Origin of the sequence: Pseudoalteromonas sp. APC 3224 (assembly GCF_030407535.1) — a bacterium.
Lineage (GTDB): Bacteria > Pseudomonadota > Gammaproteobacteria > Enterobacterales > Alteromonadaceae > Pseudoalteromonas.
This window is the reverse complement of record NZ_JASDDF010000036.1, coordinates 18,687-33,566: the sequence shown is the minus strand read 5'-3', so window position 1 is coordinate 33,566 and position 14,880 is coordinate 18,687. Positions and strand designations below refer to the sequence as shown.

The 14,880-nt window shown below is 41.0% G+C and carries 11 protein-coding genes; 10 read left to right on the top strand and 1 reads right to left on the bottom strand.

Annotated elements, in window-relative coordinates:
- The first annotated feature begins 10 nt into the window (after positions 1–10).
- From lepA to pdxJ, 6 genes are read left to right on the top strand one after another with little or no spacing between them, the layout of a single operon-like run.
- A complete protein-coding gene (gene lepA, locus QL989_RS15785; protein WP_290171082.1) occupies positions 11–1,798 on the top strand; it encodes a translation elongation factor 4 in 1,788 nt (595 codons plus the stop codon).
- Positions 1,799–1,816: 18 nt separating this feature from the next.
- Positions 1,817–2,752 (top strand): signal peptidase I, encoded by a 936-nt coding sequence (gene lepB, locus QL989_RS15780; RefSeq protein ID WP_138608155.1) that lies wholly within the window; start codon positions 1,817–1,819, stop codon positions 2,750–2,752.
- A 2-nt stretch (positions 2,753–2,754) separates the two neighbouring features.
- Positions 2,755–3,432 carry a ribonuclease III gene (gene rnc / locus QL989_RS15775; RefSeq protein WP_008466504.1) on the top strand — a complete coding sequence of 226 codons (678 nt, stop codon included), beginning with the start codon at positions 2,755–2,757 and terminating at the stop codon, positions 3,430–3,432.
- Positions 3,422–4,354, top strand: a complete 933-nt coding sequence (gene era, locus QL989_RS15770; RefSeq protein WP_138596050.1) for a GTPase Era — start codon at positions 3,422–3,424, stop codon at positions 4,352–4,354. Before rnc ends, era begins: the two co-directional genes overlap by 11 nt.
- A gap of 20 nt (positions 4,355–4,374) precedes the next feature.
- The gene (gene recO / locus QL989_RS15765; protein ID WP_290171079.1) at positions 4,375–5,067 is read left to right on the top strand and encodes a DNA repair protein RecO; all 693 of its coding nucleotides are present in this window, start codon (positions 4,375–4,377) and stop codon (positions 5,065–5,067) included.
- Positions 5,068–5,088: 21 nt separating this feature from the next.
- On the top strand, positions 5,089–5,820 hold the full coding sequence (pdxJ, locus tag QL989_RS15760) for a pyridoxine 5'-phosphate synthase (protein WP_010387803.1): 732 nt from the start codon (positions 5,089–5,091) through the stop codon (positions 5,818–5,820).
- Between the two features lie 28 nt (positions 5,821–5,848).
- Here pdxJ and barA read toward each other — a convergent pair whose 3' ends face one another.
- On the bottom strand, positions 5,849–8,635 hold the full coding sequence (gene barA / locus QL989_RS15755) for a two-component sensor histidine kinase BarA (protein ID WP_171039633.1): 2,787 nt from the start codon (positions 8,633–8,635) through the stop codon (positions 5,849–5,851).
- Positions 8,636–8,737: 102 nt separating this feature from the next.
- Between barA and rlmD the strand changes: the two genes are divergently transcribed.
- The 4 genes from rlmD to QL989_RS15735 all read left to right on the top strand — a co-directional run bounded on the left by rlmD (position 8,738) and on the right by QL989_RS15735 (position 14,825).
- Complete coding sequence (gene rlmD / locus QL989_RS15750; RefSeq protein WP_290171077.1) at positions 8,738–10,063, top strand: 23S rRNA (uracil(1939)-C(5))-methyltransferase RlmD; 1,326 nt, start codon at positions 8,738–8,740, stop codon at positions 10,061–10,063.
- A gap of 8 nt (positions 10,064–10,071) precedes the next feature.
- Positions 10,072–12,228, top strand: a complete 2,157-nt coding sequence (gene relA, locus QL989_RS15745) for a GTP diphosphokinase (RefSeq protein WP_138608148.1) — start codon at positions 10,072–10,074, stop codon at positions 12,226–12,228.
- Positions 12,209–13,033: a nucleoside triphosphate pyrophosphohydrolase gene (gene mazG / locus QL989_RS15740; protein WP_290171074.1), complete on the top strand. Its 825-nt coding sequence runs from the start codon at positions 12,209–12,211 to the stop codon at positions 13,031–13,033. Before relA ends, mazG begins: the two co-directional genes overlap by 20 nt.
- A gap of 157 nt (positions 13,034–13,190) precedes the next feature.
- The gene (locus QL989_RS15735) at positions 13,191–14,825 is read left to right on the top strand and encodes a CTP synthase (RefSeq protein WP_055013224.1); all 1,635 of its coding nucleotides are present in this window, start codon (positions 13,191–13,193) and stop codon (positions 14,823–14,825) included.
- The last annotated feature ends 55 nt before the right edge of the window (positions 14,826–14,880 follow it).

The following is a 14,880-nucleotide window of genomic DNA, read 5'->3' as shown; positions in this document are numbered from 1 at the left end:
AATCCAGTTTATGAAGCATATCCGTAATTTTTCGATCATCGCCCACATTGACCATGGTAAATCGACCCTTTCTGACCGTTTGATCCAAGTTTGTGGTGGTTTAACCGACCGTGAAATGCAGAAGCAGGTTCTAGATTCAATGGATATTGAACGTGAGCGTGGCATTACCATCAAGGCGCAAAGTGTAACGTTAAACTACAAAGCAAACGATGGTGAAACCTACCAGCTCAACTTTATCGACACTCCTGGGCACGTTGACTTTACTTATGAAGTATCACGCTCACTAGCTGCCTGTGAAGGCGCATTATTGGTTGTTGATGCTGGCCAAGGTGTTGAAGCACAAACATTGGCTAACTGTTATACCGCCATTGAAATGGACTTAGAAGTTATACCGGTTCTAAATAAAATTGATTTACCGCAAGCCGACCCATTACGTGTAGCCGAAGAAATCGAAGATATCATTGGTATTGATGCCCTTGATGCCGTGCAATGTAGTGCTAAAACAGGTGTAGGTATTGCCGAAGTACTTGAAATGATCGTTAAAGATGTACCGCCACCCGTTGGTGATAAAGACGAGCCATTACAAGCGCTAATTATTGATTCTTGGTTTGACCCGTACCAAGGCGTTGTATCGCTAGTGCGTATCAAACATGGCGAACTTCGCGCGGGCGACAAAATTAAAATCATGTCAAACGAGAACGTACATACCGCAGATCATGTGGGGATTTTTACGCCTAAACAAACTAACACCGGTATTTTACGTACAGGTGAAGTAGGGTTTGTTATTGCAGGTATTAAAGAAATACACGGTGCACCGGTGGGCGATACCATTACTCATCAAAAAAATGCGGCACCATTGCGCTTACCTGGTTTTCAAAAAATTAAGCCACAAGTTTATGCGGGCATGTTCCCAATTGCGTCGGATGATTACGAGTCATTCCGCGATGCACTTAACAAACTAAGCTTAAACGATGCGTCGTTATTCTTTGAACCAGAAAACTCAACCGCGTTAGGGTTTGGTTTCCGTTGTGGCTTCTTAGGTATGCTGCATATGGAAATTATTCAAGAGCGCTTAGAGCGTGAATACGACATTGATTTAATCACCACAGCACCAACGGTTATTTATGAGGTAGTGACTAAAGAGGGCACTACACAAATAGATAACCCGTCGGACCTACCAGCGGTAAACGATATTTTAGAAATACGTGAGCCAGTAGTAGAGGCTAATATTTTAGTACCGCAAGAGTACTTAGGTAGCGTAATCACTTTATGTGTTGATAAGCGCGGTATGCAAACTAAAATGAGCTACCATGGTAAGCAAGTTGCAGTAACGTACGAACTGCCAATGGCTGAAGTGGTAATGGACTTCTTTGATAAGTTAAAATCAACCAGTCGTGGCTTTGCGTCGCTTGATTATAACTTTAAGCACTTCCAAACCTCAGACATGGTTCGTGTAGATATACTCATCAATAGCGAGCGTGTTGATGCTCTTGCTATTATTGTACACCGCGATAGCGCGCAGTCTCGTGGTCGTCAGCTTGCTGATGCGCTAAAAGAGCTTATACCACGTCAAATGTTTGATATTGCGATTCAAGCAGCAATTGGTCAGCATGTAATCGCGCGCACAACAGTGAAACAGCTTCGTAAAAACGTAATCGCGAAGTGTTACGGTGGTGACGTGAGTCGTAAGAAAAAATTACTTCAAAAACAAAAAGATGGTAAAAAGCGAATGAAGCAACTTGGTAACGTTGAAGTGCCTCAAGAAGCGTTCTTAGCCATTTTAAAAGTTGGTAAATAAAAAATAAAGGGATAATAAATGGCTGGCTACTTTTCAGTTTTATTGGTGTTATTAACCTTAGGCTCAGGCCTAATATGGTTAATAGATCACTTAATGTTTGCCCCTAAAAGGCAAGAACGTTTGGCACTTGCACAGACTTCTGCCGGTGGCCAACTTGATGAAGAAACCGCAGCATTGATTGCGCCTGAGCCAGTCATTACTGAAACAGCAAAGTCGATTTTTCCGATGATTGCTGCTATCACTATTTTTAGATCGTTTATTTTTGAGCCGTTTCAGATCCCATCGGGTTCGATGATGCCAACCTTATTAGTAGGCGATTTTATTTTAGTGCAAAAGTATTCTTATGGAATTAAAGACCCAGTATGGCGTAGCCAGTTAGTGGATGTGAGCGAACCAGAGCGTGGCGATATTGTTGTTTTTAAATACCCATTAGATGAAAGAGTTGATTATATTAAACGCGCTATAGGCTTACCTGGCGATAAAATTGTTTATCGCGATAAGCGTTTGTATATTCAACCAAAATGTGAAGAAGGCGAAGTTCAAAAAGGCGCGCTTCTTTGCAACGAATTCAATAAAATTGATTTTAAATTAATTAATGATGATGAATTTATGCAAGGCCCAATGGCTTTAGCGCGTTTAAATGAAGATTTAACGACCTCTAGCCATGATATTTTAATCAACCCAAAATCGCCTGAACGTAAAGGGCGTTACTACCAGCAATTGGGCACTCCTGCAGATGAATGGGTGGTGCCTGCTGATCATTACTTTATGATGGGTGACAATCGCGATAACAGCCAAGATAGTCGCTTTTGGGGCTTTGTACCAAAAGAAAACTTGGTGGGTAAAGCTGTCTTTATATGGATGAGTTTTGAATTTGATAATGGCCCAGATGACATTTTACCAGGATGGGTTCCAACTGGTGTTCGTTTTGAACGCCTAGGTAATATTCAGTAACAATGAAAAAAAATGTAACAGAGTTATACAAAAGAATTGGCTACACATTTGCTGATCAAGGCCTACTTGAGCAAGCAATGACGCACCGCAGCCACAAAGGTCAACACAACGAGCGACTCGAATTTTTGGGCGACTCGATTTTGAGCTTTGTAATTGCCAATGCCTTGTACGCTAAATTTCCTAAAGCACGTGAAGGCGATTTAAGCCGCATGCGTTCGACTTTAGTTCGCGGCCAGACGTTAGCTGAATTTGGCCTTGAGTTTGAGCTAGGTGATTACCTGCGTTTAGGCCCTGGCGAGCTAAAAAGTGGCGGGTTTAGACGCGAGTCGACCCTAGCAGATGCAGTGGAAGCTATAATTGGCGCTGTATTTTTAGATTCAGACATTGATCGTTGCGGCGAGCTTATTTTAGCGTGGTATGAATCACGTTTAGATGCTATTTCACCAGGGCTTAACCAAAAAGATCCTAAGACCCTGCTGCAAGAGTATTTGCAAGCTCGTAAGCTATCATTACCTGGCTATACTGTAGTAGACACTAAAGGTCAGGCACACAATCAAACATTCACGGTTGAATGTATCGTTGATGGAATGGATAGCATTATTTCTGTTGGCAGCTCAAGGCGTAAAGCCGAACAAAAAGCCGCCGAAAAAGCATTGAAGATACTTAAAAATGAATCTTGATACCTTAATACAGCCTCATGAAGGCGAAATAGACACATTTTGTGGCATGGTTGCGATTGTTGGCCGTCCTAATGTGGGTAAATCAACCTTGCTTAATGAGATTATTGAGCAAAAAGTCAGTATTACCTCACGTAAGCCACAAACCACGCGCCATCGTATTATGGGTATTCATACCGAGGGTAAACACCAAGCGGTGTACGTAGATACCCCAGGTCTGCATGTTGAAGAAAAGCGCGCCATTAACCGTTTAATGAACCGCGCAGCGTCGAGCTCAATTGGCGATGTTGAACTGATTATTTTTGTTGTTGAAGGCACCCATTGGAATGCCGATGACGAGATGGTACTAAACAAAGTGAGCCAAAGTGGCAAGCCGGTATTGTTAGTTATTAACAAAATTGACCAAGTGAAAGATCGCGATCTTGTACTGCCACACATGAAATTCTTAGGCGATAAGTTTGACTTTATAGGCATTATGCCTGTCTCTGCGACTCAGGGTAAAAACATTAACCTGATCAAAGAAGAAGTGACTAAACGTTTACCGCCGTGCGAATTTTATTTTCCGGATGACTACGTTACCGACCGCTCAATGCGCTTTATGGCTGCTGAAGTGATCCGTGAAAAGCTTATGCGCTTTATGGGTGAGGAACTACCTTATTCAGTGACTGTGGAAATAGAGCAGTTTAAATGGCAAGAAAACGGCGTTTGGCACATCAATGGCCTTATTTTGGTTGAGCGTGAAACGCAAAAACGTATGGTTATCGGTAACAAAGGCGAAAAGCTAAAAGTGATCGGCCGTGAAGCGCGTAAAGACCTAGAAGAAATGCTTGAAAATAAAGTATTTTTAGAACTATGGGTTAAAGTAAAATCGGGCTGGGCTGACGATGAACGTGCCTTAAGAAGCTTAGGCTACGGTGAAGATTAATAAGTATCGAATAGCCTAATATGGACAGCGACTTTTACAAAGCCTATTTATTACATCGACGTCCCTACAGTGACTCGCAAGTAATGTTAGATATGCTGGTAGAAGGCGTTGGCCAGCTTAGAATGCTCGCACGAGTTAGTGGCCGCCAGGCCACTAAACACAAAGCCCAATTGCAACCATTTCAATCCTTACTCGTCCATTACAACGGCAAATACGATTTAAAATATATTAATAAATTTGAGCTCTACGGCAACCCGTTATTTCTAACTGGTGATAAGCTTTATTGTGGCTTTTATTTAAATGAGCTAACTAATCGCATTGTGCCGATTAATGAGCCCATTGATCAAGTTTTTCAACTTTATAAAACACATCTAGAAAACCTTAATAGCGGTACTGACATGCAAGCGGTACTGCGCTCTTATGAATTTCAATTGTTAGAGCTGCTAGGATATGGAGTCGATTTTAGTTTTGACGCTGACGGTGAGCCAATTGACGAGGCACAAACGTATAGTTACTTCGCAGAAGTAGGGTTTTTAGTGCAACATGACACGCGTTCTGGATTTACCGGTTCACAACTTAATGCCATAGCAAATCATGACTTTAGCCAAGCGGATGTGTTATATATGGCAAAGCAATTAAGTCGTTATTTATTAAAGCCATTATTGGGCAATAAGCCATTAAAAAGTCGTGAGTTATTTATTAGCTCTCAATAAACAAATTTCACAGGTACAAACATGAAAGATATTCTTCTAGGCGTGAATGTAGATCATATTGCAACGCTTCGCCAAGCTCGAGGTACTTCTTACCCAGATCCAGCCCATGCAGCCAGTGTTGCAGAGCATGCCGGTGCTGATGGTATTACGATTCATTTACGCGAAGACCGCAGACACATTCAAGACCGCGATGTGTATGTGATGGCTAAAACCATTCAAACACGCATGAACCTTGAAACCGCAGTAACCGATGAAATGATTGCGATTGCACTTGAGGTTAAACCTGAATATGTATGCTTAGTACCTGAAAAACGTGAAGAGCTTACTACCGAAGGCGGCTTAGATGTAGCGGGTAATATTGATAAAATAGCCGCAGCGACTAAAACTCTAACGCAAGCCGGTATTAAAGTGTCATTGTTTATAGATGCCGATAAAGCGCAGTTAGACGCGGCAAAAGCCTGTGGTGCGCCTTATGTTGAAATTCATACCGGAGCCTATGCCGATGCCACCAACGATGAAGATACAGCAAAAGAGCTTGAACACATCCGCCAAGGCGTTAAGTATGCAGCGAGTATTGGCTTAATTGTTAATGCCGGCCATGGTTTGCACTACCACAACGTGAAGCCAATTGCAGCGATGCCAGAGATTTACGAGCTTAATATTGGTCACGCTATTATTGCCCGTGCAGCGATTGATGGTTTAGATAAAGCGGTGCGTGATATGAAACGCTTAATGCTTGAAGCCCGCGCTTAGAATTGTAAATAACAATAGACAAGACGAGCTACAGCTCGTCTTTTTTATTGTTGTTATCAATGTTGGCATCAACAAGTAAGTTTTCCAGCTCGTCTTGAAGTTCAAACAGTTCGGGCTCTATATTATCAAGTACGCACTCATTTTTTAGTGACGTTTCGATCGTTTCCGCCAATGTTTTTAATTTTGGTACACCAGTATAGCAACACGCTCCATGAAATTTATGGATCACGCTGAGTACTTGAGGGCAGTCATTGCTGACTATTGCTTGATTTAATAAGTTTAGGGTTTCGGGCACGCTTAATAACAGCATGTTGAGCATTTCATTGGCTAATTCAGGTTTACCGCCAGCACGTTGCAGCGCCAACGCCCAATCAAGCCGAGTGCTATTAAAAGGCGCTGTGCTATGTTCAAATGTGTTTTTTGACTTATCACGGCTTACAGGTAATTGCGGGCTATGATCGCAAATAACTTGATTGAGCATATCTTCGTCAATTGGCTTGGTTAAATAGCCTTCAAAACCATCTTTTAATAATTGTTCTTTTTCACTATTGAGTGCATGCGCAGTTACGGCAATAATAGGTGTATCTTCATTTAAAGATGACTCTTTAATGAGTTTACAGGCTGTAATGCCATCCATTATCGGCATTTGAATATCCATAAAAATCACATCATATTTATGACTTTTACTTAGGCTATAAGCTTGTGAACCATTATGGGCAGTATCAATCAATTCCACCTGTTCGTTTAGTAGGGTGTATATTAATTTTAAATTAGCGTCGTTATCATCTACCACTAATACTTTTAATGGCAGTAGAGTTTGTTCATGCTGATCTATGTTATGCGCCGGGTGATCAAGTCGATAGGGTGCGGCTAATAACTCACATAATTTACGATGGTTGAGCGGTTTACTTAAACAGGCATCTGCACCGCTGCCTATAAAAGCTTCACGCATATTGTGCGATACAGTATTGAGCATTAAATATAAATAATCGGTTGATTCTCTAACCGCTTTTACATAGCTTTTTAAGCGCTGCATATCGTCAACCGATGCCATGTGACCAATCAGGCATATATCAAAATTAATCTCTGATTTCTCGATACACTCTAAAAATTCACTTTCGCTATGACATCGAGTGACGCTAATTTTCCACTCTTGTAATAATGAAACAACGGCATGATGAGTATGCTTATGTGGCTCTAGGTAAAGCACACGTTTACCAATTAATGATTGGGTAGGCAAATCGTTGATAAATACATGATTTGGTAATCTAAATACGCCATTAAAGGTAAAGCATGTGCCACTGCCTGGAGCTGAATTTAAAGTAATACGGCCATTCATTGCTTCAACAATATGTTTAGTAATAATAAGCCCTAAGCCAGTGCCACCAAATTTACGGGTAATACTAGAGTCGGCTTGGCCAAAGGCGGTAAATAACGCGTCTTGTTTATCGGCAGGAATACCCACCCCGGTGTCAGCAACCGACACTAAAATGGAAGTTTGCTCCTCATCTAATAAACGATGGCTAATATCGACTTTAATAGCGCCTTTTTCAGTAAATTTTATCGCGTTACTTAACAAGTTAATAAGCACTTGTTTAAATCGAGTGGGGTCGCCGGTTAAGTGATCGGGCACCTGAGGATTTATATAAATAGAAAGCTCAAGTTGTTTGTCGTGAGCGCTAGGTGCCAGTAATGTCATCACTTCGTTTACGCTATCGCGTAATTGAAATTGAATTGACTCTAGCTCCATAGCACCCGCTTCTAATTTGGAGAAGTCCAATATATCGCTAATAATGGTCAGTAAGCTGTTTGCTGAAAGCTCAATGGTATCAAGGTAATCTTTTTGGTTTTTATTTAGCGGTGTTTTATAAAGCTGGCGAGTAAAGCCAATAACCCCATTAAGTGGTGTGCGTAATTCATGACTCATTTTTGCTAAAAAGTCAGACTTAACGCGGTTAGCATCTTGGGCTTCTTTTTTAGCCATAGTGAGCTGTATATTTTGTGTTTCGTATTGCTCAAGCGTTTCGCGGTAATCACTAGTTGCTTGATCAATATTTTTTTGCATTTCGTCTTTTTGCATCACCATAGAGTGGGATATGGTATTGAGTCCTTCACGCAATAGTTCAAACTCACCATTCATGGGCTCAGTTAAGCCTGTTTGTCTTTTACCTTCAATTAACCTGTCGGTAGCAAGTACTAACTTATTTAGCGGTGTCATAAACATACGGCTAAGTTTTAGTGCTAAAATAGCAGCTAATACTAAGGCGAGAATAATAATAATACCGCTGACTAATAATGCGCGTTGCTGACCAATAACAGCTTTGTCGCGATTAAGTTGGATCACCACGGTACCTAATGTGGTCTGAAACTCAGAAGTATTCCAGTCGCTATTGGGTGTTGTATGGTTAATGATAGGGGTAAAAAAAGTCACTAACTCTTCAGTTTGCTGAACATGTGTGGCTTTAAAACTGTCAATTTGCGTTTGTTCAATTAAGGTATCGAACGAGCGATGATAATTACTGGTTATAATAAGTTGGTTGTTATCATTAAAAATAGCAATTGATTTGACCGCTGGTGAGTGTTTGTTATGTGTATAACGAATAACACGGTTAAGTAGTTTTTTATTTTTTTCCAGTAAAGGTTGTTCAAGAGCAATCGCTAAAGGCTCAGAAATTGTTGTGCCTTGTTGATATAAAATTTCATCAAGCTCAATGTAACGATTTATTGTAAAATAACCACCTAGTAATAGCCCAATGATCACTGTGGGGATCAGGGTGAGTGTTAAAACAGAATCGCGCAAGCCTAGTTTGGTCATAATCTGAGCATTATTATCATTTTTATTAAATGTGAGTATATACATACTCATAGCTATTCTCAAAGTAGAGACGTAATTCATCAACCTTTAAGGTAATGCCTCATGGCACAAATATTTAAAGCAAAGAAAAAACCACTACAACAGCAATCGCTTGAACTCGATATTACAGCAATGGATCACCATGGCCGTGGTATTGCTAAGTACAATAATAAAGTGTGTTTTGTTAGTGGAGCATTACCTGGGGAGCGAGTAAAAGCTAAGTTAGTTGATGATAAAGCACGTTACAGCCAAGCTGATACGCTTAAAATAATTAAAGCCAGTGAATATCGCACAGTTCCTATTTGCGAGCATTACAGCCAGTGTGGAGGTTGCCAGCTACAGCATTTAGATGCCACACAGCAGGTAATTGAAAAGCAAGCAGCGGTGAATCAATTATTTGCCAAGTTTGCAAAATTAACCGATTTAAACTGGCAAGCTCCGCTGCTAAGCCAAGCAACTCATTATCGACGCAGTGCTCGGATTGCTGTTATGTTCGACAAGGCTGCAAAAAAAATGCGGGTAGGCTACAGAGCAAATGCTTCTAAAAGTATTGTTAGTATTAATCAGTGCCCAGTTTTAAGTGATGTATTTGCCGATGTATTTAATGTATTTGATAAAGTCATTAATCAAAACAAGACGCTGCATAGTATTAGTCATTTACAGTTATGTGCCGCTGATGAACAATATTTTATTGTTATCCGCCATACCAAAGCGATTTCACCCCATGATAAGGCGTTTGTTGAGCAAAGTGTAATAGCTCATAATTGGCAATTAGTGTGGCAAAGTGACAGTGATACTATTGATCATTCACATTTAGCTATGCCATTTTATAAACTTGATCAGTTAAATATAACGTTTGAATTTGGGCTCAGTAACTTTATTCAGGTTAACGCGAGTGTAAATCAAGCGATGCTGCTTCAAGCTGCAAACTGGTTAGCACTTCAAGGTGATGAAAATGTTCTGGATTTATTTTGTGGTATTGGTAACTTCTCTTTAGTGCTAGCCAAACAAGCTAAAATAGTAACAGGAATTGAGGGCGTGACTTCGGCGGTTGCATTAGCAACACAAAATGCGCACACTAACTCTATTACTAATACCCAGTTTCATTGTTTTGATTTAACCACGAGCATTAAAAAAGCGCCGTGGTTTAATAAAGAATTAGATGTTTTAGTGCTTGACCCTTCACGCACTGGTGCGATGGCAGTTTTAGAGCAGCTTCCATTAACGCAGTTTAAAGCGATTTTATACGTTTCTTGCGACCCTGTTACTTTAGCCCGTGACAGCGCTATTATTTCGCAAGCCGGTTTTGAGCTGAATAAAATAGGGCTAATGAATATGTTTCCTCACACGGGGCATATCGAAACTATGGCGTTATTTCAACGGAGGTAAAGCGCATTATGGTAGCGACACGTCAATCTCATCAACATGACAAAGCGGGTGACTTTTTTTCGCGCGTAGAATCTCTTGATTTGTCTCAGGAAAAAATTAGCTTACTCAACAAAGCGCAGCAGCTTTGCCAAACGTGCGATAACAGCGAGCGACAAAATACCGCTATAGAAATGGTAGAGATTTTAGTTGAGCTAAATTTAGATGCTGACTCTTTAGCCACTGCTTATTTAACCCCTTATTATTTAAATGATGTAGTGAGCATTGATGCGGTAGAAGAGCATTTAGGCAACCATGTTGCAGTACTGCTTACAGGTGTGTCACAAATGGCGACCATAAGTACCTTAGCTCATCAAGGCAACGGCACTGTGCAAGTCGATAATATTCGCCGGATGCTGCTTGCTATGGTGGAAGATGTGCGCGCTGTGGTGATTAAATTAGCCGAACAGGTTTGCCATTTACGCAACGTCAAAGATGCCGCAGAAGAAGAGCGAGTAGTTGCCGCCAAAGAGACCGCTGATATATTTGCACCACTTGCGAATCGTCTTGGTATTGGTCAATTAAAATGGGAGCTTGAGGATTTAGCTTTTCGTTATTTGCACCCCGATATTTATAAAAATATTGCTAAGCAACTCGATGATAAGCGCCTTGCCCGTGAAGCGTATATGGTTGATATGGTTGAACAGGTCAAACAACGCCTCCATGAAGCGGGTATCAAAGCTGAGGTGTACGGCAGGCCAAAACATATCTACAGCATTTACAAAAAAATGGCGAAAAAGAACTACGAGTTTGATCAGCTATTTGATATACGCGCCATGCGAATTGTGGTTGAACGATTACAAGATTGCTACGGCGCCCTAGGCATAGTGCACACTAATTGGCGTCATTTAAATAAAGAGTTTGACGATTACGTTGCGACTCCAAAACAAAATGGCTATCAATCTATTCATACGGTTGTGTTTGGTCCTGAGGGTAAAACCGTTGAAATTCAAATACGAACGCACGACATGCATCAAGATGCAGAGCTGGGTGTCGCCGCGCATTGGATGTACAAAGAAGGCGCATTACCAGGGCGTGGTTCAGGCTATGAGCAAAAAATTAGCTGGTTGCGTAAGTTACTGCAATGGCAAGAAGAAGTGGTCGATGGCAGCGACTTAGCACAAGAGCTTAAAAACCAAGTGGTTGAAGACCGCGTCTATGTGTTTACCCCTCGAGGCGATATTTTTGACTTACCACTGGGAGCAACACCTCTTGATTTTGCTTACTACATTCACTCCAATGTAGGGCATCGATGTATTGGTGCAAAAATATTTGGCAAAATAGTGCCATTTACTCATCAGTTAAGCACTGGTGACCAAGTTGAAATACTAACCCAAAAGCAGCCAAACCCAAGCCGTGATTGGTTAAATCCATCGTTAGGTTACATTAAATCGTCTCGCGCTAGAGCCAAAATTCACCATTGGTTTAAACAGCTCGACCGCGATAAAAATTTAAGTGCGGGTAAAGAGATTCTTGATAGTGAGTTACAAAAATTAGAGCTAACTTATAAAGATTTAGACCCCGCTATAAAGCGTTTTAATTTTAGAGAACTTGATGACTTAATGGTCGCTATTGGCGCAGGCGATATTCGTCTTAACCAAATGCTTAACTTTATTACTGACAGAACAGAGCATGAGCCGGTAATTCGTTTCAAATCGCCTAGTAAAGTGACTGGTGATAAAAACGGTATTGTAGTGGATGGGGTCGGCAGTTTAATGAGCCATGTTGCTCGTTGTTGTCGCCCAGTACCTGGTGATGAAATCATTGGTTATATTACTCAAGGACGCGGTATTGCGGTGCACCGAGAGGATTGTGATTCGTTTAGTAATTTAAAAAACAAGCACCCTGAGCGTGTTATTTCAGTGAGTTGGTCAGATGATATTAGTAGCTCTTACGCCTTAACTATTCGTATTGAAGCCAGTGATCGTTCTGGCTTAATTCGTGACATCAGCTCAGCACTTGCCAATGAAAAAGTTAATGTGCTCAATATGAACGTAAACACGGTTGATAGCACTCAAACTGCTATTTTTGTGATGCAAATTGAAGTGCATGACTTACAGGGCACTAATAAAGTGCTGTCTAAGCTACATCAGATCGAAGGGGTACACAGTGCAAAACGAGGGCAGTAATCAGGCTAACAATGAGGCTTTAAGCCAACTGCTCGAAATAATGCAAACACTGAGAAACCCTGAGGGCGGATGCCCTTGGGATCTCAAGCAAACGTTTGCGTCAATCGTACCTCACACTCTTGAAGAAGCCTATGAAGTGGCTGATTGTATTGAGCGCGACGATTTAAGTGAACTGAAAGGTGAACTAGGTGATCTGTTATTTCAAATCGTGTTTTATGCGCAACTAGCGCAAGAGCAGCAATTATTTGATTTTAACGATGTGGTAAACACGTTAAATGAGAAGCTAGTGCGCCGTCATCCGCATGTATTTTCATCGCAAGACACACCCACAACTGATGCCGAATTAGCTGCGCAATGGCAAGCAATAAAGGCACAAGAGCGTGCTACTAGACCCCAAGATAAAAGCTCAACACTTTGGCAAGATATACCAAACAGTTTACCTAGCTTAACAAAAGCTAAAAAAATTCAACAACGTGTAGCCGCTTTAGGCTTTGATTGGCCTACTTATCATGGCGCTATAGATAAAGTGAGTGAAGAGGTTGAGGAAGTCAAAGAAGCCTTAGCTCATAACCCGTACTCAGCGCATACAGCAGAAGAGCTAGGTGATTTGTTGTTTGCTACCGTGAATGTGGCACGTCATGTTAAACGTGACCCAGAGCAATTGCTTCGCAGTGCCAACGATAAGTTTTCTGCACGATTTGAAAAGGTGCAAAATTACTTAATTTCCCAGGGTAAATGTATTGAGTCAGCGTCTTTAGAGGAAATGGATGCGGCATGGGATGCAATAAAAAAATTAAATAAATAAGGACATAAAAAATGTCTGTTTTTTGTGCACAGATTTGCTATTTATAGCTGGATTGCTTAGCTATGTTTTGGTACAATTTCGCCCCGTCTTGTTTATATTCCAAAATCACTTGTTTGGGTATTATATTCCTTTTAATTCCTGATATTCTAGGGTTCGCATGAGTACAAAATTTATCTTCGTTACTGGCGGAGTTGTTTCTTCGTTGGGTAAAGGTATTGCAGCAGCATCATTGGCCGCTATTTTAGAAGCCCGTGGCTTAGATGTTACCATTCTAAAGCTGGATCCTTACATCAACGTTGACCCAGGCACAATGAGCCCAATTCAACACGGTGAAGTATACGTTACCGAAGACGGCGCAGAAACGGACCTTGATTTAGGTCACTACGAACGTTTTATTCGCACCAAAATGACCAGCCGTAATAACTTTACGCAAGGGCGTGTATATGAAGATGTACTACGTCGTGAAAGACGTGGTGAATATCTTGGCGCAACTATTCAGGTTATTCCTCATATTACCAATGACATTAAGCAACGTGTTTATGATGGCGCAGAAGGCCATGATATAGCAATCGTTGAAATTGGTGGTACGGTAGGCGATATTGAATCACAACCATTTATCGAAGCAATTCGTCAAATGGGCACAGAAATTGGTCGTGAACGCGCACTTTTCATTCACTTAACCTTAGTGCCATTTTTAGGCCCTGCAGGTGAAGTGAAAACAAAACCAACTCAGCATTCAGTTAAAGAGTTACGCTCGGTAGGTATTCAACCAGATATTCTTATTTGTCGCTCAGACCGTAAGCTGCCAAATAACGAGCGTGCAAAAATTGCATTGTTCACAAACGTTGAAGAAAAAGCAGTTATTTCACTGCCTGATGTAGACAGTATTTATAAAATCCCTGCGTTATTAAAATCGCAAGAGTTAGATAACTTTGTATGTCGTCGTTTTCATTTAGACGCGCCTGAAGCTGATTTAGCTGAGTGGGAACAAGTATTGTATCAAGAGTCTAACCCAACGGGTGAAGTGACAATTGGTATGGTAGGTAAATACATTGAATTACCAGATGCATACAAATCAGTAAACGAAGCATTAAAACATGCTGGATTAAAAAATCGTTTAACTATTAATATCCAATACGTTGATTCACAAGACTTAGAAACCAAAGGAACGGATGTTCTTTCTCGCTTAGATGCTATTTTAGTGCCAGGTGGTTTTGGTGGTCGTGGTGTTGAAGGTAAGATTTTAGCGGCAAAATATGCTCGTGAAAACAAAGTGCCTTACTTAGGTATTTGTTTAGGTATGCAGGTTGCGCTTATTGAATACGCACGAAATGTTGCCGGTTTAGTTGATGCAAACTCAACTGAATTTAACGCAAATTCAGAGTCGCCAGTGGTTGGTTTAATCACTGAGTGGTTAGATGCCGAAGGTAATGTTGAATTACGTGACGAAAAGTCTGATTTAGGTGGCACTATGCGTTTAGGCGCACAAAAATGTCATTTAACACCAGGCTCTAAAGTACATGATGTGTATGGTAGCGACGAAATTGTTGAACGCCATCGTCACCGTTATGAAGTTAACAACAACTTTGTAGCACAACTTGAGCAAGCTGGTTTAAGCTTTACAGGTTTATCTGAAGATAAAAAACTAGTAGAGATTATTGAGAATAAAGATCACCCTTGGTTTATTGCAGCGCAATTCCACCCGGAATTCACTTCAACACCACGTGATGGTCACCCGCTATTTGAAGGGTTTGTAGCTGCGGCTCATACCTATCAAAAAGCGTCTTCGTAATATAAAAAGGCTGTGCATGATGCGCGGCCTTTTTTGTTTCTAAGGCTAGCCAAAC

Excerpts from the sequence above, each read along its gene's own strand:
- era (WP_138596050.1), top strand. The coding sequence starts at position 3,422 with ATGAATCTTGATACCTTAATACAGCCTCATGAAGGCGAAATAGACACA.
- lepB (WP_138608155.1), top strand. The coding sequence starts at position 1,817 with ATGGCTGGCTACTTTTCAGTTTTATTGGTGTTATTAACCTTAGGCTCA.
- lepA (WP_290171082.1), top strand. The coding sequence starts at position 11 with ATGAAGCATATCCGTAATTTTTCGATCATCGCCCACATTGACCATGGT.
- recO (WP_290171079.1), top strand. The coding sequence starts at position 4,375 with ATGGACAGCGACTTTTACAAAGCCTATTTATTACATCGACGTCCCTAC.
- QL989_RS15735 (WP_055013224.1), top strand. The coding sequence starts at position 13,191 with ATGAGTACAAAATTTATCTTCGTTACTGGCGGAGTTGTTTCTTCGTTG.
- rlmD (WP_290171077.1), top strand. The coding sequence starts at position 8,738 with ATGGCACAAATATTTAAAGCAAAGAAAAAACCACTACAACAGCAATCG.
- pdxJ (WP_010387803.1), top strand. The coding sequence starts at position 5,089 with ATGAAAGATATTCTTCTAGGCGTGAATGTAGATCATATTGCAACGCTT.
- rnc (WP_008466504.1), top strand. The coding sequence starts at position 2,755 with ATGAAAAAAAATGTAACAGAGTTATACAAAAGAATTGGCTACACATTT.
- relA (WP_138608148.1), top strand. The coding sequence starts at position 10,072 with ATGGTAGCGACACGTCAATCTCATCAACATGACAAAGCGGGTGACTTT.
- barA (WP_171039633.1), bottom strand. The coding sequence starts at position 8,635 with ATGACCAAACTAGGCTTGCGCGATTCTGTTTTAACACTCACCCTGATC.